We start from the raw sequence: 26,473 nt of genomic DNA on the forward strand, positions 1-26,473 counted from the left end.
GGTGGTGAAGAGCGCCAAGCAACATATGGTGTTTGTTACTAATAGTAAAAAACTGAATTTGCTGGCCAGAGTAGCAGCGAAAAATTCACACTTAAACGTTTGCCTCACTCTTTCGTGAAACATTCATATGAACTTTGCCAAACTCAACTAATCAATAAGTAATTGATAATGTATGATTATTTGGCTCCGGCGGTAGGGATCGAACCTACGACCAATTGATTAACAGTCAACTGCTCTACCGCTGAGCTACGCCGGAACACGACGCACGATATAGCGATAGGTTTTTGCGGCGTCCAGAGGGTTTTATCACAAAAGCACCGGAATCTGCTACAATTGTCAAATGAGCGAATAAACTGCGTCAATCGCAAGTTCACCTTTAGTCTTCACAAGTGATCTTTGAGACAAATCAATCAGGTGCGCAAACACGTTCCGTGCTGCAGCACCCAAAAGGGCAGCGGGAACATCTGTGTACATGTCTGCGGTCAGAGCTTTTACACTTTGCGGGCCTTTGGACAGGGCGCGCAGTATTTCCGCTTCCCGGCTGTGGCGGTGGCTGATCAGCCAGTCGATACGCGCCTTTGGCTCTGTAACCGGGGTACCGTGGCCCGGGTAATATATTCTGTCATTTCTTGCTGCCAGACGCGCGCAAGATGCCATAAACGCGGTCAGGTCACCATCTGGCGGAGACACCAGCGAACTGGCCCATCCCATGACGTGATCTCCTGTAAAAACCGCATTCCCCCAGACAAAGCTAAGATGATTTCCAAAATGCCCGGGTGTCCAGAGCGCTCGCAGACTCCATTCGGCGGATTTGATTTCTTGATTGTCTGCGAGCGTCACGTCAGGCGCAAACGCCGGGTCAACGCCTTCTCCGCCTTTGACAAGGCCTGATGCGGCCAGTTTTTCCATCAGTTGCGACCGCCCAGAGCGACTGTCGCCATAGGCCATGACGGGAGCTGCGGTTCTTTCCGACAAAGCCCGCGACAGGGGAGAATGATCCAGATGGCTATGAGTGACCAATATCGCCTCTACCTTTTGGCCATTCACCGCGTTCAGGATGGCTGAGAGATGTGCAGGGCTGTCTGGCCCAGGGTCAATTACCGCAACATGGCTTTCGCCCACCAGATAGGTATTCGTGCCGTGATACGTCATTGGCGATGGGTTTGGCGCAAGAATACGACGCAATCCAGGCTCCAGCATTTCTGCGACGCCGGTCGGCGGTGGAACATTCTCTTTTGCGCTCATAATCCTGCTTTCCGTTTGTCGATGGTATCGCTAGTCTTTTGTCATGTTTTTCGGTTGGCTCAAACGTTTCATGCCACGCAGCCTGTATGGGCGTGCCGCACTTATTCTGATTGTGCCGATTGTCACAATTCAATTGGTTGTGTCCATCGTCTTTATCCAGCGCCATTTTGACCGTGTGACACAGCAGATGACGCAAAACGTTGAGCTGGAACTCGCGTATCTTCTCGATGAGATCGAGGCTGAGGAAAGGCTTGAAGAGGCGCAGGAAGGTTCAAAGGCTCTGGCTGATCCACTGGAAATGACGATCACATTGCCGGGAGCCGGTACCAGTGCGACTGCGGACAAACGTGACTTCGCCGATCTTACAGGCATCACAGTCATTGAAACGCTACGCAGCGGTGGCTTGCCGATATCGGTCATAGATCTGCAAGGTGACAGCGATATCGTGCATTTACAGGTTGAAACGCGCCACGGTAACATGGCGGTAGAATTCTCGCGGTCCCGTGTGTCCGCAACCAATCCGCACCAATTGTTAGTTCTGATGATCGCTGTGAGCTTGTTGATGACCGTGATTGCTTATTTGTTTTTGCGCAACCAGCTGCGCCCCATCAAACGGCTTGCCGTTGCTTCGGAAGCCTTTGGGAAGGGCAGGTCAGTTCCCTATAACCCGTCTGGTGCGCTTGAAGTGCGGGCAGCCGGAAGCTCGTTTCTCGATATGCGGTCGCGTATCGAAAGGCAGATCGAACAGCGTACCCTTATGCTATCTGGTGTCAGCCACGATTTGCGCACCCCGTTGACGCGCCTCAAACTTGGTTTGTCTATGGTGGACGAAAATGAAGATGTTGATGCCATGTTGCAGGACGTCGCAGAAATGGAGCGGCTTCTGGACGGGTTCCTGAACTTTGCCCGGGGTGCCGCTGGGGATGAACTGGTGCTCTCAGATCCAATGGTGATCGCTCGCACGGCCGTTGAAAACGCGGAGCGAGCGGGCAAAGATGTGCAACTCGTTTCCGAAGAGGGGGCTGGGGAGGTCTTGGTGCGGCCTACGGCGATTGGCCGTGCGCTTGATAATCTTATTGGCAATGCCGTGCGCTACGGGACGCGCGCCGAAGTCAGCGTTGCTATTACCGAAAAAGCGGTGCGCATCTCTGTGGAGGATGATGGCCCGGGTATTGCGCCTGAAGACCGAGAAGAAGCGTTAAAGCCGTTTTCGCGTCTAGAACCTGGCCGCAACCAAAACAAAGGCAGCGGTGTTGGTCTTGGACTGTCAATCGCAATTGATATTGCGCGGGGGCATGGTGGCACCCTGCGTCTGAGCGAAAGCGACCGGCTTGGAGGTCTAAAGGTTGATTTGGTTCTGGCACGGTGACGACCGGCTCTGATCCCTTCGCTGTACCGCGATCCCGGCTGTTTTTTTTAACCCTACATGGCCCGAGTGCGGGTGTTGAATGCCATCACGATCCGGTCTGTTTCGCCAGTGTAGGGAAGGGCGCTGTGTAACAGATATGACGGAAAAATCACCAGCCGCCCGTCATGTGGCTGGACGTCCAGAAAGCCGCGTCCGAGATAGGCGTTTCCGTAGTCACGGACCAACCCGCCGCTGCTGAGAGGGCTGTAAAACCGGTTAATGCCATTTGCAGCCACAGCATTGCCGTCTGCACTGACTTCGCCCGCTTCACCGGCGACAAGATAATAGATGCCGCACCAGGAACATGCACCATGTGTATGCGCGTCATGGAAGCCGCCATCATTCGTTATGTGAAACCAGCTCTGCGAGAACTCAAGTTGCAAACGCTCTGGAGGAACCTGATCGCCGTTCACTTTGCTGACTGCAACCTTAACGCTGTTCGATATCCAGTTGACCAGTTTTAGAAGGCTTTCGTTCTTTGTGGTTGTGAACAGGTTCAGCGGGCTTTCTATAAGGCCCTTCGCCGGTTTCGCGGATTTGGCGACACCGCTTGCGATTGGCTCGTTGTAACCAGATGCAAGTTCATTAATATGCGAGACAATGTTTGGAGCATGAGTTGCGTGCTCTGCCCATTCACACAGGAACAGCATGCTGGGCCACGCCGGAGTGATGGAAATCGAATTTTGCTGCATGCGATGGTTTCCTGTTTTTGCGGTTTTTTCCCTGAATACTCTGTTTGACCGACAATTGGCAGGCTTGCAAAGTGAAAGATGCCTTGGCTGTGACGTGCCGCCGCCAAAGTAGCCATCCTTTAGCAAAGAAGTCGATTTCCACCGGCGCGGGTGAACACAAAAAATACAAGAATTTTTGAAGCCGTTTCACAGAGAAATAACAGCCCGTGAAAGCTGGATGGCCGTAAACTCAAAAAAGCTAACGAACGAAAAGAGACAATCATCACGACGATCAAATGGAAAAGCAGAAAGGCACTACGCATGGAAAAATTATTACACAAAAATATCGCGGCTACCGCAGTGGTCGTTGCCAGCACGCTGGCCGGCAGTGGCGTGCAAGCCTTTTCTACCACCGAAGCACAGCTTCACTTTGGTGATGGCTACCGTCTTGGGCGCAACGGGTTAGATGAAACAGCGCGCACACCGATTACGCTGGAACACTTCACAGCATTTGAACATGGTGATGTCTTTTTCTTTGTTGATTTGTTCAGCGATCACGACGGACCCTCAACAAATACCCAGAGCAGTCGTTATGGCGAAATCTACGGGCACCTGAACGGCAGCGCGTTGGGGTTGAGTTTCGGGGAGTCCGGTTTCATCAGTGATATTGGTCCGGATTTTGGCATTAACCAGGGCGATGATTTTCTTGTGGGGCTCTACGGGCTGCGTGCAAGCTTTAATGTGCCCGGTTTCAACGTGTTCACTTTCGGGGTCTACGCTTACGACAATGTTACCGATCCTTTCGATCGCAATCTGGACACGACCTATCAGGCGACTTTCGTGTAGAATGCGCCGTTTTGAGGTTGGAAGCCAGAAGTTCAGCGCTCAAGGGTTTGTCGATTTCATCGGTGATCAGGGGGCAGGTGTGGACGGTCAAATCGTGTTTTCCCCGCAACTGCGCTGGGATATTGGCCATGCTTTTGGCGGTGCGGAAAACAAGTATAATCTGGGGCTGGAATATACCCATTTTATTAACAAATTCGGGGTAACAGGCGTACACGGAAAATTCCGTGCCAGTATTTGTCGCGATGAAATTCTGACAATTTTTCGCAGACCAACATAGGTTTGATGCGAATAGGGCATCCCCGTTCATTCGCCTTGGCCGCTTGGCATTTCTAATGGAAATCCCGGCTTGGGAATAATTTCTTCGCCTGATCCCTTGGGTGGTATGCGCGGGCGGCGGGCTTTTTCGCGGTTCTGCGCGGGGCATCGTCTGCCTGCGGTTGGGTCTGGCCAATGCTGTCTGCATTTGGGTGGCCAAGCAGCGCAAGGCTGTGAGACATATCCTCAATACGCTGCGCGATCAGGTGCACAACAATACCTTCGCGTTGCAGATAGCCGGTGACCCGCAGCAGCCGCCCGCCCATTACCGCACGGCGATAATGCGCGCAGACCTTTGGCCAGACAATCACGTTGCTGACACCTGTTTCATCTTCCAGCGTCAGAAATACGACACCCGAGGCTGTGCCGGGGCGCTGACGGGTAATCACAAGGCCGCAGACGACAGCGCGCCCCAGAGAGGCCGTAGCCAACTCGCCGTGCGGGATAAGGCCGGGCATCGAGGGGCGCAGAAGTTCCATCGGATGGGCGCGCAAGCTAAGGCGCATGGCGACGTAGTCTTCCACAACCTCTTGCCCCAGATGCATGGCGGGCAGGGTGACGGCGGGCTCGTCAATGCCTTCGCCTTCAATCGGGTCATTGAACAGGGGTAGGGGCTGTTGACTGCGAATGGCCTTGATCCGCCAAAGTGCGTTGCGCCGCCCAAGCCCCATGTCGGAAAACGCATCCGCCTCGGCCAGCCGTTCCAGCGCAGCAGGTGTAATGCCGGCCCGCAGCCAAAGCGCCTCTGGGTCCGGATAACCATTGCCGCGTGCCGCCACGATCCAACTCGCGTCATCCTCTCGCAGCCCCTTGATCTGGCGAAATCCCAGCCTGAGGGCAAGTGCGCCGTCCGGGCGGCGTTCCAGCGTGTTGTCCCACAGGCTGTTGTTCACACAGATCGGGCGCACCTCGATCTGATGTTCACGCGCATCGCGCACGATCTGGGCCGGGGCATAAAACCCCATGGGTTGCGCGTTCAGCAAGGCACAGGCAAAGGCCGCAGGATGGTGGCATTTCAGCCAGGCTGAGACATAGGCCAGCATTGCAAAGGCGGCTGCATGGCTTTCGGGAAAGCCGTATTCACCAAAGCCTTCGATCTGGCTGAAACAACGCTCTGCAAAATCGGGGGTGTAATTACGCTCGAGCATGCCATTGATAAACCGGTCACGAAAGGTGCCGATGGTGCCCATCCGCCGAAAGGTGGCAAGCGAACGGCGCAGGCGATCCGCCTCTTCTGCGGTAAATCCAGCCGCGACAACGGCGATTTGCATCGCCTGTTCCTGAAACAGGGGCACACCAAGCGTTTTGCCCAGCACACCGCGCAACGCTTCTGACGGGATTTCCGGTTTCTCGCGCCCTTGGCGGCGGTTGATATAGGGATGCACCATGCCGCCCTGAATGGGGCCGGGCCGCACGATCGCAACTTCGATCACAAGGTCATAAAACTTACGCGGTTTCATCCGGGGTAGGAAATTCATCTGCGCCCGGCTTTCGACCTGAAAGACCCCAACAGCATCAGCCTTGCACAGCATTTCATAGGTTGGGGTGTCGTCCTGCGGCACCGTGGCGATAGAAAGCTGTTCGCCCCCGTGACCGGCAATCAGATCAAAACACTTCCGGATGCAAGTCAACATCCCGAGGCTCAGCACATCGACCTTCAGAATGCCAAGGGCGTCGATGTCATTCTTGTCCCACTCAATAACGGTGCGGTCTTCCATCGCGGCATTCTCAATCGGGCAGAGTTCGTCCAGCCGGCCCTTGGTAATGACAAAGCCGCCCACGTGCTGCGACAGGTGCCGGGGAAAGCCGATCAACTCTCCGATCAGGCGCAGGGTCTGGGCCAGCCGCCGGTCTGCGGGGTCAAGGCCAAGCTCGCGCACCCGGTTTTCATCAACACCGCCGCCCGACATGCCCCAGATCTGCCCTGACAGGCTGGCGGTCACATCCTGGCTTAGCCCCATCACTTTACCCACCTCGCGTATCGCGGCACGGGTGCGAAAATGGATCACTGTGGCGCAAAGCCCGGCGCGGTGGCGGCCATAGCGCTCGTAGATATGTTGGATGACCTCTTCGCGGCGCTCATGTTCAAAGTCGACGTCGATATCAGGTGGCTCGCCCCGGTGTTCGGACATGAAGCGTTCAAACACCATGGTGATGACCTCGGGTCCGACGTCGGTGATACCAAGCGCATAGCAGAGGATGGAGTTTGCAGCAGATCCGCGCCCCTGACAAAGGATGTTCAGACTGCGCGCGTGTTCGACAATGTCATGCACCGTCAGGAAATAGGCGGCAAACCCAAGCTTTTCGACCAGCCTCAGTTCCTTTGCAACAAGCGCGCGCACATGGTCTGTCACCCCGTCAGGGTAGCGGCGCGCGAGCCCCTCGTGCGTCAGGCGCGCAAGCCGGTCCTGCGGGGCTTCGCCATTGCTTATTTCATCGGGGTATTCATAAGACAGCTCCCCCAGATCAAAGGTGCAGCGGGCTGCAATTTCAAGACTGCGGCTGATCGCGGCGGGGTGGTGGCGGAACAGCCGAGCCATGTCGTCTGGTCCTTTCAGCCGGCGTTCCGCATTGGGGAGCGCGCGCGTGCCGATATCCTCGATCATTATATGTTCCCGCATGCAGGTCAGCACATCGGCCAATTGGCGGCGTTTGCCGTGATGCATGATGACATCGCCAACCGCAACCATCGGGGCCGCGCAGCGATGGGCAAGGCGCGCGCAATGGTCAAAATAAGCCTGATCGCGGCCGTCATACCGGGGGGCAGCCCCCAGAAAAACATGACCGGGGAAATGGGTGGCCGTGCGGCGGATATGGATCATGACATCGTGCTGCTCTGGACCTGTTTGTTTTGCTTTTTTCGGGGGCAGGGCAATCAGGATCATCCCCTTGGCACCTTCCAGAAAATCGCTCAGGGTCAGGTGGCATTCCCCTTTTTCGGCTCTGCGTTTTCCAAGGGTCAGCAATCGGGAAAGCCGCGCATAGGCCGCGCGGTTTTTAGGCAGGGCCAGCCAGTCAACCGGGCTGGCGCGCAACACCAGACGACACCCGACAATCAGGCGCGGTAAGGGCCGTTGCGCTGGGCGGGCAAGCATGACGTGATTGCCAATATCCTGCCGACTGCTTGGGTCAATGCGCTGACTTGAACGGATATGGATATCCTCTGTCGATTCACGTTTCAGTTCCTTGAGGGCCGCCCAGGCCCGCACGACACCCGCCAGCGAATTGCGGTCGGTGATGGCAATGGCTGCAAGGCCGAGTTCCGCAGCACGTGTCACAAGCTCTTCGGGGTGCGATGCCCCGGTCAGAAAGGTAAAATTCGAGGTCACGCAAAGTTCGGCATAGCCGCGATTGTACCCATTGTCGTGTGAACGTGGGGCTTGTGGTGCAGTCATGCAAATTCCCCCTGCACATACCAGCCGGGGTTTTGCGGGGTATGGAAAAGCCACAGCCGCCGCCCCTGACGGGTTTCCACCATCCAGTAATCACGCAGGCCGGTGCGCCATGCTTCATCCTCTAGCCACCATTCGGGCGCAATGCGTTCCGGCCCCGTGGCGCGCGCCGTGGACAGCGCCATGCGCCGCCAGCGAAACCCGCGCGGCGGGGTGCGCCCGGATGCGGCGATCTGTTCTGGCGGAAACAGGCGCAACGGGCGGTGATGTAGTACAGGCCATGCGCCGCCGGGCGCGCTATAGGCAGCCGATGCGGTAATATAGCTGCGTTCCGGGATATGGCTGTCGGCGGGCAGGAACCGGATGATATTGTCCAGCCCGATCCGGCTGCCAAGGCGCGTGATCAGGTCATCCAGTTTGTCGTCTGGTCCGCTGCTGGCGTGGCTGATCTGGCGCAAGGGCTGGTCTTCGACCAAGGTGGCCTCAAGACGCAGTTGATCAATACCAAAGCCGGCATCAACGGTTTCGACGCCTTTCTGAAACAAGGGCAGGATGCGGGCCGGATCACGCAGGGGCCGGGCGAGGCGCAGTTCTACCTGCTGGCTGGCCTGATCAACGCGCCGCAATGTGAGTTGCAGGGTGCGCGCACCCTGTTCCCTGTCGGTCAATCGCGCGCAGAGTTGCCCCAGCAACCGTTCAAGCCCTGCCATGACATCGCTGGCAAGGCCGATTGGGTCTGGCAGGCTCAGGCGCGCGCTGTAGCGCGGCGGATCAGGTAGGGGCGAGACATCCTCTGGCTGGTCGCCAAGGGCCTGATCAAGCCGCAGCAGCGGTTCGCGGCCAAAGCGCCGGGTCAGCGTGGCACGGGGCAGGGCGTGCAGATCGGCAATGCTGTTGATGCCCAGACGCTGCAGCGTGTCGCAGACCGACCCGGACAATCGCAAACCAGCAACCGGCAGGGGGGCGATCTTTTCCAGCGTTTTGTCGGGCAGGGCGACCCCTTCACCAAACCGTGCCAGGGCCCATGCGCCACCACGGGTATCGGCCAGCCCGAGCCGTGCCGTCAGCCCCGCCCGCGACAGCCGTGCGCGCATATCTGCAAGCAGTGCAGCCTCGCCCCCAAACAGATGGGCCGAGCCGGTGATGTTCAGAACCAGACCGTCCGTGCCTTCCTGCCCGACCCAGGGGCAATAGCGCGCGGCCCAACGGGCAAGAGCCCGTAGAAACTGGCTGTCAGCACGCGGATCGGCAGGGCAGGTCTGCAAGTCGGGAAAAAGCGCACGCGCATCGGAAAACCCCATGCCGCGTCTAAGACCCAGCTCTTCGGCTTTCATGTTCAGACAATAAAGCCGCTCGGTGTTGTTTTCGCGAAGCGTCAGGGCAAAGGGCGCGTCCATGGTGCGTGCGCGCAAAAAGCGGTCACTCGCCAGCCTCGGAAACCACAATGACACGACGCGCTTCTGCATCCCAGCGGACTCTCCAAACTTTTAATGTTCCCGATTTGTTCTTAATAAGTTCCCACCGCTGAAGAGTCGAGTCCTGCGCGTCAAATTCTGGCGAACACCGCCAGCGGGTTTCTGTTGCGTTGCTGCCCATCCCGTCAGAAATAATGAAGACACCCGTCGTCTTTCCCGCCTCTGCGGCCAATTGCAGGCGCCGCCCGGCCGTCAGGCCTAAGGGTTTGGTCAGTTCCGCAACAACAGTGCTGACCGCACCCGAGCGTAAGGCTTCTTCAGAGGCGGCCAGCACATCGATGGGGCTATCCGCACGCACCAGAACCACCTTTGCAGGATCACAGAAAGGGGCGAGGCCAACAGGGTTGAGCGTTTCCTGCTGCCAGCTTTCCACGATCCACATCGCGCCTTTTCCCCCATGCCCACAGGCGATTGCGGCAAAACTCAGGGCAGTGGGGCCCGTCACCTCATGGGCGCGGGATTTTCGCAGCGGGAAATGGTCTTTGAAACTGTTGTTCATGGCCCGTCGGCTGGTGTGTTTTGCTTACAGTCAGATAGCATGGCCACGCAGACGGGTTTGATCAAGTGTTTTCGTTTGTATCAACAGAGGGACGGACTTCAGTGACAAAGGCCAACCCTACCAAGATATTGAAACCAGCCATTACAATAAGAAGCGCTTTTCAGATATCTTGCCAGAAACATTTTGGAAGAAAGAGATCAGCATCATGCAATATTTGCACATGACTGAGGACGAAAACGGTGTTTCGTACTTCGCGGATGTAGAAATTCCACTGTCATCAGGTGATTTTGCACCACCCGCACCGACAATGCCGATCTCGCAAAAAGAAGACTGCAAGCATCTGTTATATCTTGTTCTTCCCGCGGGATGGGGTGGTGCAAAGCATCCTTCGCCGCGCAGGCAGGTCGGGTTCTGCCTGTCGGGCAGGTTAAGAGTGGAAGCAGGTAGTGGTGAGGTTCGCGAGTTTGGTGCCGGTGCGATATGGCGGATGGAAGATGTTTCGGGATCAGGCCATACCACGACCGTGCTTGGTGACGAGGATGTGCAGCTTTCCATTGTCCAGCTTGAATAGACGCAGTGCAGTGTTACTCCTGTGCAATGTTGAAGTGTACCAGCGGGTCTTTCGTGCTTGAAGGCGGTGCGGCGGAAAGGGCTGACAAAAAGAGCGAAAGTAGCTCTCCTTGCGAGGCAATCTGCAGTTTTGTGTAAACACGCCGACGGTGCACCTTGATGGTCTCGGGGCTGTTATCAAAGGCCCTGGCAATGGCTTTGCTTGAATGCCCCCGCAGGATCATGTGTACAATCTCTCCTTCGCGGGGGCTGAGTATTGTTGAACCAAACGCATTAAATGCGGCGTCAAGATGGGCCGCCAGCCGCCCGGTGCCGTCCGTGCGTTCCGGTGTCAGAACCGTCCAGTATCTTTTGGCAAGTGACACGACGAAGGGCAGTGCCATGCGCAGTTGCGCCGGGCGCGTCCGATGCCCCTTTTGATGAACCCCGAACGAGAAAAACAATGCGGCAGTATCGCTGATATGGATCATCAGGCCGCATTCGTCGCGCAACCCCATCGCCTAGTAGAAAAGCTGGTAATACTCGCTTTTCTTGAAATTATCAGACGCAAAGTCACTGAGGCGAATAACCTCGTCGCCAAGCTTATCCTGAAATCACTTGAAAAAGGGATTCAGAACATAGGCAACATCGTTGTAGAGCTTTAAGGCGGTCCGAGTTTTTTTCATCATCGTGATTTGCGTAAAGGGGAACCGGCTTTTGATGGTCAAAAAAGGCACAAAGATAAACCGCATCGGCCAAACAGAGATCGGCGCAGAGCTGGCTTAGCAATTTGGGAAAGGCCTCAGTCCCGACGGCGTCCACGCAGTTCCCAAAGGTCTTGAAGCTCTCAATTGTCAAAGTCACATGGCTTTTCGATTTTTGAGACATCGTTTTTTACGACTGCCTGTCCAAATCCAGCAACGTGCCAATCTCAGACATTGCACGGCGAATGGCAGGCCTGTCAGGTTTATAAAAAACCCAGTTTTTAATTTGCTTAGAGGTGACCAGTCCAGCATCGGCGAGCTGTTTCATATGTGACGTTACAGTTGGCTGCGAAAGACCGATTTTTTCGGTGATAAATCCGACGCAAACCCCGTCTTCAACAAGATCGCCATCTTGCTGCGGTGGAAAATGCTCCTCCGGAGAGAGGACCCATTCCATGATTTTCAGGCGTTTGTCGTTTGCCAGTGCTTTCAAAACCATAAGAGGTGACATGCTGTCTTTCATATTGGTGAAAATCTATATGATTTATCACCGATGAAATGCCTTTACGCAAGCGCGCTGGGTCACATTTCTTTGAGAAACACCATGCCAAAAAAAATGCTTAGCAGGGGGTGGGTAAACATTTACCCAAGAGGCATTAGTTTGGGCCACACCAAAGGATGGTGTATTCAACGTTCGGCTCCATCTCCTCAGAGAGTAAAAGAAAAACAGAGCCTTGTGTTGTTGATGTGTCCGCAACGATTGAGCCGCTCAATGCGCGGCCGTTTTCAGACATCAGTGCGATCGGGTGAACGTTGTTGCCAACAAACTGGTTTGCACCCACGTCGACAGGTCTGGCCATCGTAATCACGATCTGATTTTCTGAACCGCTAAGAAATGCGGGTTTCGCATTTGCCGAGCTGGCCAATTTCAACGTGTCACCTGCGATAAAATCCTCGACACTCTCTATCTTTTCGCCACTGCAGACGCCGCACGTGATGCGCAGTGCGTTTGCCGAAAAAAGAAAGGCTGGTTCCGCAATCCGGTGTTCGTCGCGAAGGACAAACAGACCAACGTTTTTCAAATTACTTTCAGACGGCGGAAAACGATTCTCCGCATGTCCTGGTTCGTATTGAGAAGCCAGATTCATAATAACCTCTGTCGTCGCCTGTCTGATTTTGCATCAGTTTTATCGTTTGAAGCCTCGCGTTTCTTAGGGTCATTTTTTTGTCCAAAGAAAGATACTTTAAGGCCAATCAATGTTTAGCTTGCCGGAAGAATGTGGACCATGAACGCATGCGCTGACAGATATTGTCGAGATATCGAGGTGAAAATGTAAAAGAATAGTCGTATCCAAGCTGATTTCCATATCGCTAAATTGTAGCGGTGACTAGCGGATTTCCGCCCGCCTGATCGGCCCGACTTGACTGAAATCCAGTTTTCTTGGCAAAGAGTATCACTCTAAAAAAAATAATTGGAACACGGACAGCATATGAAAAGACTTTCCATTACTGGGCGGATCAACTTTTTTGTCTTTATCGCTTTTATAATTTTTCCAGCTATGATCAACTTTAGTGCATCAGCAGCCGAGTGTAACAGCCAGTTAACAAAGCAAATTCCGGCGCGTGCGGCGCGTGCATTGGTGGGGAGTGTCGTTATGGACCGATTGCTTCACCTAAGCGGTTCTGAGCGGGATCAGGTTGTCGCTGAGCAGGTTTTAGATGGAAACATTCCTGCTTTTTTGCGCAAACTTACACCGGTTATATTCGAGGGGGAGTTGTCGGACGGACAAAACGCCCAAGTAACGATCTGCGTTACGCCGGATTATCTTGCAATCGGTCATGATCGTGACTTTGTGCGTGTCCCGATGGGGCTGCCAGCTGCCGCAAGAATTGCGGTGCGGTTTGGATTTTTCCTTCCGACAACGAAAATGGTTGACGCGATCTATTCACAGGCCGCTGTACATTTGGAGCCTAGTCCGATGAGCCCGACCAATCAGATGACGTCGACATCTTATCTGATGCAACACAATTCGACTGTCGACACGATGCGCGCGCGCTCAGGCAGGTCTCTTGATGCGCTGACAGCGGGCCAGAAGAAAGACCTAGTGTTTTCGATGCGGCTGCGTGCGGCACCCGGTAAGGTTGCGATCTATGGCTGGCACCGGACCAATGGCATTCCGATTCAGCCGCTTAGCACTGTGCACGGAGCGCGTTATGCAGATTATAGTCACGGCGTAAGACTTGTGAGCCAGACCGCATTCGTGAATGGCAATGCCCAATCTTTGACAAGCATTATGCAGAACCCGGAATTGGCGCAAATCGTCAGCGAAGAAGGGCCAATTACCAATGCGCAGGATCTATTGATCTCTCTAAGCAACTGATATCATTATTTTTAAATGTTAAGTGATGAATGAACGGGCTGGTTAGTCTATGGTTTTACAACACCTGAATCCCAGATGATAATTCGCGTGACTACCAGAACTCATTACCCGTGAGCCGTGCCAGAACGGGGCCCTCCAGCGGCACCAATCCGGATGGGCGCGATATCTGTCAAATATGAACCAACTGCCTTTCATCTCGGTCACGCCGAGTGTCGTGCTGCCACGGCTGGCCATCTGGCCGGGCGAGAGCGGCAGGTTCATATGCTCGGCTGCGTTTCCGTTCAGATCATAAATACCAAGCGCACTGCGACAATTCGGGAAACTTCCGGTTGGATAGGTATTTGACCCGCAGCTCCGAAATCCACCGCCGCCGCATGTCGCGCTTTTCTGACTCGCGGCGGCACATGTTCCGCGTTCATATTCGGGACCATAGCTCCAGCTTTTGCTGGGCGCGTATCTGGCGTTATGCGCTGCCTGCATGCGCCTTACGGCAGTTCCTGCCGAAACTCCTGCCGCCAGATCAAACCGATAGTCTGGTGGTTCCAGCGCACCTGCACAGGCACCTTCCCATTCATGGGCATCGCAAAGGCGTTTACCCACGGCAGCACAAATCTCTGCGGCTTCAGCCGCTTTTGTCCAGACCACAGGGTAGGTGCAAGGAATGTTGGGGAACTCAAACTGGTCAATGCAGGCCGTCGCGTCTCTTGGCTGTTGTGTGCGCGGATCATAAAGCGGCGCCATGTAACGGTCGCCACAAACCCTCTCGTTTCTGGCATTGTTATAACCGTTGGTTCCATCCGGTATACGTGCGCGGCACTGTTCAGGTGTAAGCGGATGGTTCGTGATCGCAGGGTTGCCCTGACCGATAAACCCGGAACGTTGAAATATTCGTCTTAGTTGGCTCATTTCAACATCACTTAGGCGATGTACCTGGTTGATTTGCTGAAATAAAAGCTCATTGCGCTGCTGTAGGGTTGTTTGGGCGTCGACGGTTGAGTCGAGGCCGACAAGTAAAAAAACTAATATTATCGCAAGGCCACGCATTGTGATTATTCCTCCCGAAGTGTCAGGTAAAACAGGTCCCGATTGTCAACAAACCCCAAGAATCTTGGAATCAGGCTGCCATCACGCGCTTTTTTGTCAATCAGACGCATTCCCGGAACCAGATGTTCGACGAGCAGGTCTCCTTCATGGCGCACATAGAGCGCAAGATAGGTGTGTTCGAGCGCGTTCATATCGAGCAACATCGCATATTTGCATCCATAGGCCTGAAAGGTTCGCGCCATGGCTGAGGGCGTCGCCGTGGAAAAATATCCGTAGATCAAATATCTTTCCCCTTCAGATTCACGAAGGCACGCACCTGCGCGCAGAGTGCGAAGTTTTGCGTCAGCCGACCCAGACCAATTGCCCGGCCCCCAGCGCGTCACCAATGCCCCGGGGACACCAAGGCCGGTTTCCGGATCGGTTTCTAAAAGGGGTACGCCGTTCTGGCGGGCGAACCTGATCTGCGGCAGCAATACATTGTCGTCTTCCGTCCACGTTTTCATTCCGATCGTGCCATCCGCAAGCACGTAAAGGGTTGAAAGACTAGGTTGTAGTTTGCTCAGGATCGTTCCGTTTTCAATGAACCCATAGTGGGTTCCAAAGTTGATTGATATGTAGTCCCCCCATTTGAAGGCTCCATGCGCACGCTTGAACCCGCCAGTGAAAACAGCGACTGTTCGGTCGGCTAGCGCTGGGTTGACCATTCCGAGGGTCACAAGCGGTCGCGGCGAATTTATACCATCAGGCCCCGGCACTCCGCGTGGCCTTATACGTGACGGTGGCCGGGGCGACCATCCAAGCCCTGGATGATCCGTGCCCAAAGCAAAGTTAAGGTCAAAACGGCCCAGGTCGAAAGCAACCAGATAAGTGATGGCGCGGGCTTCGACCCAATCCAATGCGCTTGTCACACCCGGGCCTTGCGTTACAGCTTCACTGATGGCTTTTGGCTGCATCGCGCTTGCAAAGACACCGGGCAAGCCGATGACGGGATACCAAAGCCCCAAAGTCATCCGATGTCCATCGGTTCCGCTAAGTCCAAGCTCCGTTTGCGTTGCTATGACGGGTCGTTCTTCAAGCGGCGCGTCTATTGCTGCTGCTCCGGGCCCCACGGCAAGTCGCCCGAACCCGGTCGCCTCAAGTTCTTCGCTTGTTTCAAACTGGCTATCCCTGAAGAAACTGTCGCGCACAAAGCGAACGATGGTTTCTCCGCCCCAGAAATGGTCCCGTAAAAATTCTGCCGTTCGCTCCAGACTTGTGCGGGAACCGGATACCTGATTGCGCAGATAAAGCCGACCTCCGCAAAGGGGCGCGAAGGGCAGGCCGGTTTCGCGCGCCTCGTTTAACGCGCTTTGTCCGTCCGCCCATGGCGCACAGAATTCGGTTCCTGTCTCGTCATTCAGGATTAGGGTTGGGTTGGGGCCGGTTTCCAACCTGACGGTTTGCCCGGTCGGATTCGGATTCTCGATATGGTAACTTGTCGGCGCGGTTCTGCTGTCAAATGTACCTATTTGCAATAAGAACCAACCGTTGATTGCGGGATTCATTGAAACCCACCTCAACTCAGTATCCGCATCAGTTAGAACCACCGCTGTCTCATGCCTGAATGGCTGCAGTTCAAGAATAGTCTTAGCGCGAACTTCGTCATATTGTACGCGCTGCTGCTCCAGAACCTCATCAGACTGCGCCCATGCTGCATGGCAGAACAGACCCAGAAAAATGGTTAAAGAAACAGTCTGAAACACCCTTTTCAGCAGAGTGTTCGTCATCATTCGCGTGTCAAAATACATAGCGAGCCACCTGCAATGCTCCCCTTTTCCAAGGGACACGATGTGTCACGCCAGTCGCATTAGCAATTCGGTCGTGGTTGGCGACATACCAATCGAAATTTCGAATTAATGCCTCTTCGTTTGAGTACTTCGGGGTAAATTCGAAACGGTCAACGAGCTTGTCTATGCCGACAAAGCTCTCTTTCCCGGCTGTTTCATAAATCCATTGGTATAACGGTGAGAGATGTAGCGCTTCCAGCACCCGTAGCGTCCAGATTGCCGGTGTCAGTGGCAAACCAATTATACGCTTGCCATGGCCCGCCCGATCAAGCACCGCCTGAAAACTTTGGCGCAACGTTCCAAAGCGCGCGGCCCCCACATTGAATACATCGTTGACAGCACTTTGGTCTTTATTTGCACAAAGCTGAACCACCTCACACAAATCTTCGACATCAAGCAACTGATATCGATTGTCGCCTGATCCAAGAACCGGAAAATTGTGGCGGTTATAGGCAAAGTCATAAAGCAGTTCGAATGCACCAAGGCGTTCCGGACCGATAAAGGATTTTGGACGCAAAACAGGAATGCAAAGTCCTTTATCGCGAAACTCAGTGCACACCTGCTCAGCTAAAATCTTGGCCTCTCCGTATGGGCCGACGCCGATCAAACTGTCATCTTCAAACAACGGATGATGGTCCGGAACGCCGTAAACAGCGGTGGACGAAATATGGATGAACCGGTCAATCTTCTCCTTTTCGGCAGTGTCCAAAAGTCTGCGTGTACCTTCGACATCTGTCGACATGATCTCTTCTCGGCTACAGAGCGGCAGAGCCGCTGCGCAGTGAACGACGATGTCCACGCCCTCAAAGGCCTGCTGATGTATTGAACGATCCCTGATGTCGCCCTGAAGAACGGAGATCTCGTTTGCCTCCGGGTAATCGAACGGGGCTATATCGTAGCTCCGAACCTGATGTCCGCGCGCAAGCAGGTACCGGATGAGGTTTATGCCCATAAACCCGGCGCCGCCTGTTATCAGGTAGTTCAAGGTCGCCTCCGTCATTTCATACCGGGCCATGCCCGTCTGTGCCGATCTCTGCTAAGTTCCCGCAATGCGGAAGCTTATCTCAATTGCACCTTAGAATGGTGCTAGGTCTCGGCACTTGACGCAAATCAAAACATGCAAGGTATTGATCACGAAATGAAGATACCGGGCTTACTGGTTTCATTTTTCGTGAATTGAAACTTAAACGCCAATTCAGTGACCGGAGCTATCCTGAAACACGTATCGGCGGTCCAGATTGTACTTAACGACATAGCCAACGATCAGGCCAAGAATTGCACCAACCTCGCGCATAGCATCGGTTTTCCAGATCATCCAAAAAGCGGTTTCAGCACCCCAGAAAATTAAGGTTGTTGAAATTCCCATCACTGTGTAAAGCGTAAATTTTTTCGCATGGGTTGCCGTTCCGCTGGTTGTGTCAAAAAATATCCAGCGCTTGTCGAGAATATATTTCAGGATAAGCCCAACAATGGTCCCAACACCAATCGCGAGTGCGAGCCGGAGGTCAGCAGTCACCGTTTTCAGAACAAGCCGTTGCGCCGCAAGGTTTGCCACCGTGGCCATAGCAGCAAAAACCGCATAGCGAAGTATCAGTTGCCATTTTCCCAATGCTGCTTTCCCTCAAAACTTCTCATACGTTAGAACAAAATCTACCTAGACCCGCCAGCAAGTTGGATTTTGACCGATATCAATACAGCAGCGTTGCTGCTTCACCATAGTTCACACGAATAGCAATGGCAGGAAGCTGATGAATTTTTACCATTGGGGCAGGGCGTTTTAACTTTTACAGGCGAATTTCCGCGAGATCAGCCTCGTAGCTCATCGGGCAAAACATCCACACTTGGCCATATGCCCGATAACAGAGAGTCATGATATCCCTGCGTCAGCCCAGCTGCGACCATCGCTTCAGATTCTGCCTTTGCATCATATTGTAACCGTTTAAAGAACACGCCGTCTTCACGGAGCACGACATACCGCGTGTCTTGCTGACCGTCGTGAGGGGGCATGCCAATAACCCCCGCGTTTATCCAGAGAAACCCGTCGATCTCGTGTCTGAAGGGTATTCCTGAATGTCCGCTTATGATGACGTCCACTGGTCCTGCGGCGGCCGCTACTGCACTGCATTCTTCGCGAAAAACCTCCTCTGGCGAAGTGGACCAGATGAAACGGGAGATATTGGTAAGGCCGCCATGAATAACTGCATATCGGCAGCCAAAATGTTCGAACACGATTAAATCTGGCAATGCGTTCATCCATGCGCGCGCATCCGCGTTCACGGTGTTGTTTGCGTGTGCGTACCAGCCTGCGGCCAACAGATCACATGTGGTTCCCTCGTCAAAGCCACAGCCGCAGTCGAGCGCGCTGTTTCCAAGTTGTTTTTCGCAGTTCCCGGCGATGACAGGGCATCCAAATTTCCTGATTTCGGATACGGTTTCATTCGCGTTTGCGCAATACGCAACGATATCGCCTGTGCAAATGCATCGTTGCGCCGGAATGCCGAGCGCCTTCGCTTTGGCAATCAACGCGCGCGTGGCGCCTAAATTTGAATAGGGGCCACCAAACAACAGAACGTCGCCATCCAAGACCCCAAGATCCTGCACTTTAATCATGCTTGCCTCCGCGATAACGCAACCCTGCGATCTGCTAACCAGTAAGGTCGGCCCTAAATGTTAGAGCATGATTGGATCGTATTCCATGATGATTTTTTTCAGCCATGCCTTTGGGTGGTTGGATCGCTTTACAAGGAACCTAATACGTGAAACGTCAAACCCAGCCGAAGGTCATGCTGGCAAGATCAGGACAAACGGATTAGGCTTGTCGGCATTCAGTAATTGGGCGAAATGGTCATGCGAAAACTACAGACCCAAGGCGTACATCACATCACCATCGTTGGCGCAGATCGACAAACTTCGATCGATTTCTGGGAAGGTGTATTGGGCATGCCCTTCATCTTTGATCAGCCAAACCTGGATAACCCGAATGAGGGCCATCTCTACTTTGACCCCGGTGACGGGCGGTTGATCACTGTTTTCACAAACGAAAACCGCAAGCCAGACTCAACACGAACGTCAACCGACCCGGGGGCTGTCCATCATCTGGCATTCGCGATCAGTCAAGCTACATTCAAGCAGGCGGTGACGCGTCTTGACGAACGCGGCATCAAACATTCCGGTCCGAAAGACCGTGGGTTTATGGATTCAATATATTTCAAAGATCCACTTGGTCTTTTGATTGAGCTAGCCTCTTACAGGTTTGAGCCGCCAATGGGCTGCAGCTATGCCGATGTAATGATCCAGGCGCATAAGCTTCGTGTTGAACGCGGCGATTACAATATCCAGGAAGAGCATTTGGCCGACGCGATCGAACTGCTAGTAGAACGCAGACAGGCATCGCTTTCTGACGACAGGACGCCCAAGAACCCATATTAATAGGGATTCATGTTTTGGCACTTGGTGCCGGACCGGGCCTTTTTCAAAACTTTCCTTGGACCACCTCGTCGGGCGTTGTCCCAAGATCAACGTTATTGGAAGGTTAAATCAACTCGCAGGGTAGGGGAGGTGCCATTGAAGCTCATTTTCTGAAGTGTCTTTGTTAGCCAATCAATTCTTCTGGAAGAGTTTTCAAAAACCGCTTGAAGGGCTGTGTCGATCCCGTGCCACGGGAAAGGACCAGGCTGCCATGCAAGAGCATCACCGCACGTTCTGCTCTTTGGCGGGCTTCATCCTGCTCAAGCCCGTGTTCGCACAACAGGTTCGCGAGAGTTCTGATCAAGGAATCGAACAAATCTTTGATCGGTTTAACGAAAGGCCCTTCCTGAATACGCGCGGATGTCAGCATGTTCAAAAGGCAAGCCTGTTTCCCGCCAGAGTAAAACTCGTCAAGCTTCCGCGTCATGGCCCGAATGCGCGCTTCTGGTTTCCCGTCGCCTCTGAGAGGTGACAGCAAATTTTCCTCGAGCCAACTTGCAGCATCTTCGAGCACCTCGCGGGCCATCTGTTCTTTGCCACCGGGAAATCGGTGGTAAAGGCTGGCTTTTTTCAGCCCGGTCTCTGCGGACAGGGACGTAAGCGTGGCACCTTCATACCCTACATCACGAAACACCCGGCTTAGCCGCGTCATCAGTTCACTTTCTTCAATGGTTGCTTTGCGCCCCATAGCAGAATTACCTCCTGTCACAACTATTTTACCGAACGAACGGTAAAATATATTGACCTCACCTTACCACTCAGGCATTTGTCTTTTACCGTTCGTTCGGTAATTGTCAACTCAACCCAGGAGAATTCTATGTCGAAAACTGCAATCGTCGTTTATTCCGACCCCAAAGCAGGCTCGGAAGAGGCGGTCGGACGGCTCTTCAATGCCATGTTCCTTGCTTATGAGCTCAAAGATAAGAAACAGGAAGTCGAGCTCATCTTTCAGGGTGCAGGCGTCCGGTGGGCCAGCGAACTGGTCAACCCAGAGCACCCAGCCCATGCGCTTTACAATGCTGTTTCAGACACCGTGGCAGGTGCCTGCAAAGGATGCGCTGAAGTTTTCGGCGCAACCGATGATTTGAAATCCGCAGGATTTGAGTTGGTCGGTGACAAAGCCATTCCAGGCACAGCGGGCGTTATCGATCTGTCCCGTTACCTGGATGAAGGTTACCGCATCGTAACGTTCTGATCGGAAAAACAAAGACGGGCGCCACAGGCTGTGTGGCGCCCAATTCGACACTGAAGGAGGCTGATATGTCACAACCATTCCACCGTGGCGAAATCGAAATACAGGAATTAACCGGCGAGCGTGCGATGGCTGCTGCACACGGGCGTCTGATCGCAGGTGCTATTCCGCGCAACGCGTTGATGTTTCTGGCACAACAATTCTACTGCGTGGTCGGGGGCGAAGACAAAGCTGGTTCCGTCTGGGCGGAATTTATTGCGGGGGATAAGGGTTTTGCCATTTCAGACCAGGCTGGCAAGACACTAACGCTGGCGTTGGACGACGCATCGGGCCCCTCAAATAAGGCTTCGTCGTTGTCGGGTCTGCGTCCAGGTGACAATCTCGGTGCTTTGTTCATCGAACTTGCCACGAAACGACGTTTGCGCGTGAATGGCACGGTATCGAACCTCTCATCGAACAAACTCGTTCTTTCGGTGGTCGAGGCGTATCCCAATTGCCCAAAATACATTCAGAGCAGGCATCTTACCCCGGTCAATACAGGCACTGCGCAGCCTTTGGCAGAAACAGGCGAAGCCCTGACAGACGAGATTCGTAAGTGGATAAAAGATGCCGACACTTTCTTTGTGGCAAGCGCATATCCCGGTGGCCGCGCTGACGTTTCGCATCGCGGCGGCAAACCGGGGTTTATCAGGCTTCAAAACGATACGCTGAGCATTCCAGACTATCCCGGAAATTCAATGTTCGGCACTTTAGGGAATTTTGCAGCAAACCCTCGTGCGGGCATCGTGTTTCTGGACTTCGAAGGCAATCGCCAGTTGCGGCTTAGCGGGGAGGTCGTCCTTGATCTAAAATCCGGCGCAGATCTAGCTGCGACAGCCAATACAGGCAGATGGTGGACATTCCGGCCGACCCACTGGACGATTTCGCCACTGAACCGCACCTTCGAGAGTCTGTACCTCGATGCGTCACCTTTCAATCCATGAGGGGTAGGTCATGGATCTGATCGTCAGAGAAAAAAAGTTGATTGCAGCAGAGACTGTCAGGCTTCGTCTGGAATGTGCAGACGGCAGGCCACTACCAGAGTTTGAACCCGGTGCACATGTCGAGCTTTTGTTCAACGGTCTGTCTAGGCGTTATTCGCTGACGTCCGATCTTTCAGATCGGCAAGGCTATGAGATCTGTGTGCTCAGAACCGATCCCAGCCGGGGTGGGTCAGCTTTCGTACACGATGAATTGCAGGTTGGCAGCGGTGTAACTTTATTTGGGCCGTTCAATGCGTTTAAGCTGGATGTTGATGCGGCACATAGTGTAATCATTGCAGGTGGTATTGGCGTGACGCCCTTCTATTCAATGATCGAAAAGCTTACCAAACTCGGTAAATCGTTCGAGGTGCACTATGCGGCGCGCAACCTTGAAAGGTTGTTGCCATTAACGGGGCGTGAAGGGTCCATATCTCTCTACACGGACGATGGCGCAAAGCCCGCGCTGAACCTTGAGAATGTGTTGCGCAAAACACCAAAGGAGTCTGCGGTTTACGTGTGTGGACCGCGCCCCTTGATTGAAGCAACAATCGAAAAGGCGGGGGAGCTTGGGTGGGCTTTCGAAAATATCCACTTCGAAAGTTTCGGAGCGACCCAAAAACCCGATGATGCACCGGTCACAGTGAAATTGGCGCAAACAGGTATGAAATTCACCGTTGTGCCGGGAACCACGATTTTGGAAGCTCTCGAAGAGAACGGAATCTGGGCCTCTTATGAATGTCGCCGTGGGGAGTGTGGCTCTTGCGCGACGGCATTTGTTTCAGGCACCCCTGACCACAGAGATGTTTGCCTTACACCGGAACAGCGCGGCAAAGTGATGTGCCCCTGCGTGTCCTGGGTTAAGGGCAGCGAAATCACGCTTGATATCTGATTGGTTGTGGGTGACCGAACCCACAACCAACTTAACAGAGGTGTTGTTACACTTCTTTGTCAGCATCCCATTTACAGAAAACTGTAGAGGCATTTACGCCGCCAAAACCAAAGGCATTTGAGAGCGCATATGTCATGTCTTTCTTCTCGGCGTGAGGCCCAATGAGATTGAGGCCTTCGGCGTTTTCGTCTGGATTTTCGAGGTTTAGGGTCGGTGGAACGGTTCCGGATCTAAGGGCCATAATGGTGAAAATCGCTTCAACCGCACCGGCAGCGCCAAGTGTATGCCCTGTTGCGGATTTGGTTGAAGATATTGCCCCCTGATAGTCTTTCCCGAACACGGATTTAATGGCAGCTATTTCAGCAGCATCGCCGACAGGCGTCGATGTTGCATGCGCGTTGATGTGATCAATTTGCTGAGGTTCAATGCCTGCCTGCCTGAGCGCGAGTTTCATCGCCTGCGCTGCACCATGTCCATCGGGCGGGCCCGAAGTAATGTGGTATGCGTCGGCACTTGTGCCATAGCCTGCAATTTCAGCCAGCGGTGTGGCGCCGCGCTTCATGGCATGATCGAGTGTTTCAAGGATCAGCGTGCCTGCACCTTCGCTCATGACAAACCCGCTGCGGTCACGGTCAAAAGGCCGCGATGCGCTGGTGGGGTTTTCGTTGTACCCGCTCGCCAGCGCACGCGCTGCGGCAAACCCGGTCAGGGCAACCCGGTCGAGCCCTGCTTCCGAGCCACCACAGACAGCGACCTCGGCTTCGCCCGCTCTAATCATTCGTGCTCCGTCGCCGATGGACTGAGCGCTCGCAGCACATGCTGTCACCGGAGCGCCAATTGGCCCCGTGAACCCGTGCCTGATTGACACATGCCCGGCCGCCAGATTTACCAGAAAAGAGGGGATGAGGAACGGCGAAATTCTTTTTGCGCCACTGATTTCAACCTGACGGGTGGCGTCTGCCATTGCCGGAAAACCCCCGACTCCTGACGCAATGATCGTCGCAGTTCGCGCCTTTTCACTGTCGCTTTCCGGTCTCCAGTCGGCTTGTGTTACAGCCTCTTCAGTTGCGGCGATGGTAAACTGAATGAACCTGTCCATTTTCCGCAAATCTTTTGCAGTGAGGCAATCAAGCGGATCAAAGCCGCAAGAATCCTCGGCCGCATCCAGCACGACACCAATGACCTGGGATGCAATATCTGGTGCGAGGTCCGGGGGGGTTGCGCGTATTCCTGATGCGCCCGCAATAATGCGGTTCCAAACGTTTTCGACACCAACGCCCAGCGGTGTTACCAGTCCCATACCAGTCACGACAATTCGCGTCATATTTTGTCCTTTACAGTAAGAAAGCTTCGACCTGATCCCAGAGATCCTTGGTTTGAAGGATGATCCCTCGTCATGACGTGATTGTTAAATACTTTAACGAACGAACGGTAAAGAAACAAGAGCGATAAATTCCACAATGGCAATGCTTTGTGTTGCTGAAGTCTCTGACAGACGGAAAGCGGTTCTATTGTGACGCGGCGCCAGAGATAGGATTAATCGTCAAGCGGGTACTGAATTTCTCGGTTTGCAAATGCCGCTGTAAGAAACGTCTTAATCCACGATGTCCAGAAACCCCGAGAGTTGATCAATCTCGTCTGTCACATTTGCAACCTCAAGAACGCGAACAATGTCCTGCGCGAATTCATGAAAATGGTCCATGTACGCAAAACCACGTTCATTGCTTCCAATGAAAAGAAGGCTTGCGACAACCCCGTCTTTTCGGAGTGCGACATTGCAAGAGAAAGACCAACCTTCATCAATCCTGGATTCGCCGCCGCAGGTCACTAGGTGCTTTGGTACATTCGGGAAATTTGGGTTGTCCCCAGGAAAATAAATGTATACCGCGCCGCCAGGACGCCCGTTTGAACCTCTTATCTCGGATTCATACGCCTGGTAAACAGCGTCGCCAAAGGTACGAGTCCCGACATGCGGGTCAAGCCGAGCCCTGAAAGCGTACCAATCACCATCTCTTGTGTCTTCACGAAGCCTGAGGTTGCTTGGCGAGTGTTGCGACATCAGATCGGGAACCAACGCCGGATTTATGCTCAGGATAAGCTGGCGCCAATCTCCATTATCAGTCCACGGGCGACAAATCCGGTAGTATTGCCCACTCAGCTTCAGGATGAGCCCATGCGGCGCATAGGGCTCTGTGTCCAGACAATATTGTTTGGTTTCAGCGTGCACTGGCCTCACGAGAGCCGCGCAGAGGACAAGTGCAAAAATAGAAGCAAATTTAAATTTCAGATTGATCCTTTTTGATTTTCAATCAACCAATAGTAGAATCTGATAGGAAAATTATATGTCATAAATTTTGTTACCGGAGCAAGTTCTTCAGTTAAAAGTACCTGAAAATGTAAGAAATTATGCAATAATGTACGTAATCAACGCGAACCCTGATGCAAATGGTGTTTTGGATGAACTGATGGTGCGGGATATTCTTAAAGTAGAAAATGTCTCGACCTACGTAACTCAAAGGAACGCAGAGTGAATCCGCGAGTTTGCAGCCTTTGGAAGATTGTTGAAGAGCACGAACTAGGGCAAGTCGGTTGTCTATCTGAGGATAGAGTTGCCGAACAAGCGGGTATAGTTTGGCCGCGTTTCTTTAGTTGCGATAAAATTGAATAGCCGGAGGGATAGGCCATGATGATTCAAGAACTGGTAGAATTTAGGCGATGTGTTCTTCAAGCACTCCTTTCATTCGGAGGTTAAAACTTTGAAAAAGCAAACTATATTTTTCTCGCGGGCGCTTGTTATTGCTCTATGTGTGCCAGTTTCTTTATTGGCAGCTGAAGCTGATATTGGCCAAAACCCAATTGGTTTTGAGATCGCCTGCGAAGGAACCGAGTTTAAACCACCTTTAGAAATTGTTCACTGGATGGAAAACGATAACTTCTTCAACATTAACTATACGGAGTTTGGCTGGCTTGATTGGGTTCCCAAGCTAGAAGAAGATCTTGGTTTACGACGAACTGCAGGCCCTAGGTTGAGTGGTGCCGTCCCAGTCTTGGGTTTTCACGACATCCTTTATGACCAACTGGCGTGGATAGAAGCAGACATAAATGCCGACGAAATACCTGACAGAGTGGTTGTGACTACATTCTTGCAAGGAGCTAGCTATAACCACCACACACTATATGCGTTTTGCGGAGAACCGACAAGGGACGAGTCGAACGGTGCGTTTAGCTTTTGCGGTGCGATAAGTTATGGCCTGGAAGCTTCTGTTCCTAGCCAAGCACCAAACTCCGATGGATCTGTCTCCACACGTAGGAATGAGGCGGTAGCACGCCATTCAAGTCGAGTTTTCGTTTTGCTCAGACCCGTGGATGGCAAGAGTGCCATTGCAGTTGTGAGCTCTGTAAAGGATGAGACGGGTCATCGAACCTATTTTGGCGATGTCTGGAGATTTTACGAAACGGGTTTCGCATATTCAAGGCTATGTAAATAAACATTAAAACCGTTATATAGGGGACTATCCGATGGCTATCACAAATATTCATGGGCTTT

Annotated in this window: 27 protein-coding genes and 1 tRNA gene; 11 read left to right on the top strand and 17 right to left on the bottom strand. The window is 53.4% G+C overall.

Annotated features, from left to right (window positions below; genetic code table 11):
- Positions 1-181: 181 nt before the first annotated feature.
- Together MWU63_RS12175 and MWU63_RS12180 are read right to left on the bottom strand one after the other, a co-directional pair.
- A tRNA-Asn gene (locus MWU63_RS12175) sits at positions 182-256 on the bottom strand.
- A gap of 80 nt (positions 257-336) precedes the next feature.
- Positions 337-1,245, bottom strand: coding sequence for an MBL fold metallo-hydrolase (locus MWU63_RS12180; protein WP_213889898.1), 909 nt, complete (start codon positions 1,243-1,245; stop codon positions 337-339).
- Positions 1,246-1,288: 43 nt separating this feature from the next.
- Here MWU63_RS12180 and MWU63_RS12185 point away from each other — a divergent pair, with 43 nt between their 5' ends.
- Entirely contained in the window at positions 1,289-2,614 is a 1,326-nt protein-coding gene (locus MWU63_RS12185) for an ATP-binding protein (protein ID WP_213889896.1), read from the top strand.
- A 53-nt stretch (positions 2,615-2,667) separates the two neighbouring features.
- On the opposite strand, the gene MWU63_RS12190 is transcribed toward MWU63_RS12185, so the two are convergent.
- Positions 2,668-3,345, bottom strand: coding sequence for a putative 2OG-Fe(II) oxygenase (locus tag MWU63_RS12190; protein ID WP_213889894.1), 678 nt, complete (start codon positions 3,343-3,345; stop codon positions 2,668-2,670).
- A gap of 300 nt (positions 3,346-3,645) precedes the next feature.
- Here MWU63_RS12190 and MWU63_RS12195 point away from each other — a divergent pair, with 300 nt between their 5' ends.
- Together MWU63_RS12195 and MWU63_RS12200 are read left to right on the top strand one after the other, a co-directional pair.
- The gene (locus MWU63_RS12195) at positions 3,646-4,170 is read left to right on the top strand and encodes a hypothetical protein (protein ID WP_213889893.1); all 525 of its coding nucleotides are present in this window, start codon (positions 3,646-3,648) and stop codon (positions 4,168-4,170) included.
- Position 4,171: 1 nt separating this feature from the next.
- The gene (locus MWU63_RS12200) at positions 4,172-4,447 is read left to right on the top strand and encodes a hypothetical protein (RefSeq protein WP_213889892.1); all 276 of its coding nucleotides are present in this window, start codon (positions 4,172-4,174) and stop codon (positions 4,445-4,447) included.
- A gap of 52 nt (positions 4,448-4,499) precedes the next feature.
- Here MWU63_RS12200 and MWU63_RS12205 read toward each other — a convergent pair whose 3' ends face one another.
- From MWU63_RS12205 to MWU63_RS12215, 3 genes are read right to left on the bottom strand one after another with little or no spacing between them, the layout of a single operon-like run.
- A complete protein-coding gene (locus MWU63_RS12205) occupies positions 4,500-7,880 on the bottom strand; it encodes an error-prone DNA polymerase (protein WP_213889891.1) in 3,381 nt (1,126 codons plus the stop codon).
- Complete coding sequence (locus tag MWU63_RS12210) at positions 7,877-9,343, bottom strand: DNA polymerase Y family protein (RefSeq protein ID WP_213889890.1); 1,467 nt, start codon at positions 9,341-9,343, stop codon at positions 7,877-7,879. Before MWU63_RS12210 ends, MWU63_RS12205 begins: the two co-directional genes overlap by 4 nt.
- Positions 9,297-9,851: a hypothetical protein gene (locus tag MWU63_RS12215; protein ID WP_213889889.1), complete on the bottom strand. Its 555-nt coding sequence runs from the start codon at positions 9,849-9,851 to the stop codon at positions 9,297-9,299. Before MWU63_RS12215 ends, MWU63_RS12210 begins: the two co-directional genes overlap by 47 nt.
- Before the next feature lie 205 nt (positions 9,852-10,056).
- On the opposite strand from MWU63_RS12215, the gene MWU63_RS12220 reads away from it, so the two are divergent.
- Complete coding sequence (locus MWU63_RS12220; protein WP_213889888.1) at positions 10,057-10,422, top strand: cupin; 366 nt, start codon at positions 10,057-10,059, stop codon at positions 10,420-10,422.
- Between the two features lie 13 nt (positions 10,423-10,435).
- On the opposite strand, the gene MWU63_RS12225 is transcribed toward MWU63_RS12220, so the two are convergent.
- Positions 10,436-10,804: a helix-turn-helix transcriptional regulator gene (locus tag MWU63_RS12225; protein WP_213889886.1), complete on the bottom strand. Its 369-nt coding sequence runs from the start codon at positions 10,802-10,804 to the stop codon at positions 10,436-10,438.
- Positions 10,805-10,828: 24 nt separating this feature from the next.
- Between MWU63_RS12225 and MWU63_RS12230 the strand changes: the two genes are divergently transcribed.
- Positions 10,829-11,065, top strand: a complete 237-nt coding sequence (locus tag MWU63_RS12230; protein ID WP_213889882.1) for a hypothetical protein — start codon at positions 10,829-10,831, stop codon at positions 11,063-11,065.
- A 229-nt stretch (positions 11,066-11,294) separates the two neighbouring features.
- On the opposite strand, the gene MWU63_RS12235 is transcribed toward MWU63_RS12230, so the two are convergent.
- Together MWU63_RS12235 and MWU63_RS12240 are read right to left on the bottom strand one after the other, a co-directional pair.
- Positions 11,295-11,615, bottom strand: a complete 321-nt coding sequence (locus MWU63_RS12235) for a metalloregulator ArsR/SmtB family transcription factor (RefSeq protein ID WP_246531737.1) — start codon at positions 11,613-11,615, stop codon at positions 11,295-11,297.
- 145 nt (positions 11,616-11,760) lie between these two features.
- Positions 11,761-12,252, bottom strand: a complete 492-nt coding sequence (locus tag MWU63_RS12240; protein ID WP_213889875.1) for a hypothetical protein — start codon at positions 12,250-12,252, stop codon at positions 11,761-11,763.
- A 342-nt stretch (positions 12,253-12,594) separates the two neighbouring features.
- Here MWU63_RS12240 and MWU63_RS12245 point away from each other — a divergent pair, with 342 nt between their 5' ends.
- Positions 12,595-13,485: a hypothetical protein gene (locus MWU63_RS12245; RefSeq protein WP_247078051.1), complete on the top strand. Its 891-nt coding sequence runs from the start codon at positions 12,595-12,597 to the stop codon at positions 13,483-13,485.
- Positions 13,486-13,527: 42 nt separating this feature from the next.
- Here MWU63_RS12245 and MWU63_RS12250 read toward each other — a convergent pair whose 3' ends face one another.
- From MWU63_RS12250 to MWU63_RS12270, 5 genes are all read right to left on the bottom strand, one after another.
- Positions 13,528-14,391, bottom strand: a complete 864-nt coding sequence (locus MWU63_RS12250) for an SUMF1/EgtB/PvdO family nonheme iron enzyme (RefSeq protein WP_213889871.1) — start codon at positions 14,389-14,391, stop codon at positions 13,528-13,530.
- Between the two features lie 143 nt (positions 14,392-14,534).
- Positions 14,535-16,298, bottom strand: coding sequence for a hypothetical protein (locus MWU63_RS12255; RefSeq protein WP_247078053.1), 1,764 nt, complete (start codon positions 16,296-16,298; stop codon positions 14,535-14,537).
- A 7-nt stretch (positions 16,299-16,305) separates the two neighbouring features.
- Positions 16,306-17,370, bottom strand: a complete 1,065-nt coding sequence (locus MWU63_RS12260; protein ID WP_247078055.1) for an NAD-dependent epimerase/dehydratase family protein — start codon at positions 17,368-17,370, stop codon at positions 16,306-16,308.
- Between the two features lie 180 nt (positions 17,371-17,550).
- A complete protein-coding gene (locus MWU63_RS12265; protein ID WP_213889868.1) occupies positions 17,551-17,964 on the bottom strand; it encodes a GtrA family protein in 414 nt (137 codons plus the stop codon).
- Between the two features lie 197 nt (positions 17,965-18,161).
- Positions 18,162-18,965, bottom strand: a complete 804-nt coding sequence (locus tag MWU63_RS12270; RefSeq protein WP_246531736.1) for a metallophosphoesterase family protein — start codon at positions 18,963-18,965, stop codon at positions 18,162-18,164.
- A gap of 237 nt (positions 18,966-19,202) precedes the next feature.
- Between MWU63_RS12270 and MWU63_RS12275 the strand changes: the two genes are divergently transcribed.
- The gene (locus MWU63_RS12275; RefSeq protein WP_213889867.1) at positions 19,203-19,784 is read left to right on the top strand and encodes a VOC family protein; all 582 of its coding nucleotides are present in this window, start codon (positions 19,203-19,205) and stop codon (positions 19,782-19,784) included.
- Between the two features lie 163 nt (positions 19,785-19,947).
- Here the strand turns inward: MWU63_RS12275 and MWU63_RS12280 are convergent, their stop codons facing one another.
- Positions 19,948-20,511 (bottom strand): TetR/AcrR family transcriptional regulator, encoded by a 564-nt coding sequence (locus tag MWU63_RS12280; RefSeq protein ID WP_213889866.1) that lies wholly within the window; start codon positions 20,509-20,511, stop codon positions 19,948-19,950.
- A gap of 129 nt (positions 20,512-20,640) precedes the next feature.
- Here MWU63_RS12280 and MWU63_RS12285 point away from each other — a divergent pair, with 129 nt between their 5' ends.
- The 3 genes from MWU63_RS12285 to MWU63_RS12295 all read left to right on the top strand — a co-directional run bounded on the left by MWU63_RS12285 (position 20,641) and on the right by MWU63_RS12295 (position 22,926).
- Positions 20,641-21,018 carry a DsrE family protein gene (locus tag MWU63_RS12285; protein WP_247078057.1) on the top strand — a complete coding sequence of 126 codons (378 nt, stop codon included), beginning with the start codon at positions 20,641-20,643 and terminating at the stop codon, positions 21,016-21,018.
- Positions 21,019-21,083: 65 nt separating this feature from the next.
- Entirely contained in the window at positions 21,084-21,998 is a 915-nt protein-coding gene (locus tag MWU63_RS12290; protein WP_213889861.1) for a pyridoxamine 5'-phosphate oxidase family protein, read from the top strand.
- A gap of 10 nt (positions 21,999-22,008) precedes the next feature.
- The gene (locus tag MWU63_RS12295) at positions 22,009-22,926 is read left to right on the top strand and encodes a PDR/VanB family oxidoreductase (protein WP_247078060.1); all 918 of its coding nucleotides are present in this window, start codon (positions 22,009-22,011) and stop codon (positions 22,924-22,926) included.
- 46 nt (positions 22,927-22,972) lie between these two features.
- Here MWU63_RS12295 and fabF read toward each other — a convergent pair whose 3' ends face one another.
- Both fabF and MWU63_RS12305 read right to left on the bottom strand, forming a co-directional pair.
- On the bottom strand, positions 22,973-24,250 hold the full coding sequence (gene fabF / locus MWU63_RS12300; protein WP_247078062.1) for a beta-ketoacyl-ACP synthase II: 1,278 nt from the start codon (positions 24,248-24,250) through the stop codon (positions 22,973-22,975).
- 270 nt (positions 24,251-24,520) lie between these two features.
- Positions 24,521-25,153, bottom strand: coding sequence for a hypothetical protein (locus tag MWU63_RS12305; RefSeq protein WP_247078063.1), 633 nt, complete (start codon positions 25,151-25,153; stop codon positions 24,521-24,523).
- 529 nt (positions 25,154-25,682) lie between these two features.
- On the opposite strand from MWU63_RS12305, the gene MWU63_RS12310 reads away from it, so the two are divergent.
- Complete coding sequence (locus MWU63_RS12310; RefSeq protein ID WP_247078065.1) at positions 25,683-26,414, top strand: hypothetical protein; 732 nt, start codon at positions 25,683-25,685, stop codon at positions 26,412-26,414.
- Positions 26,415-26,473 lie beyond the last annotated feature (59 nt).

Source organism: Pseudohalocynthiibacter sp. F2068, from assembly GCF_023015645.1.
GTDB classification, from domain to species: Bacteria; Pseudomonadota; Alphaproteobacteria; order Rhodobacterales; family Rhodobacteraceae; genus Pseudohalocynthiibacter; species Pseudohalocynthiibacter aestuariivivens.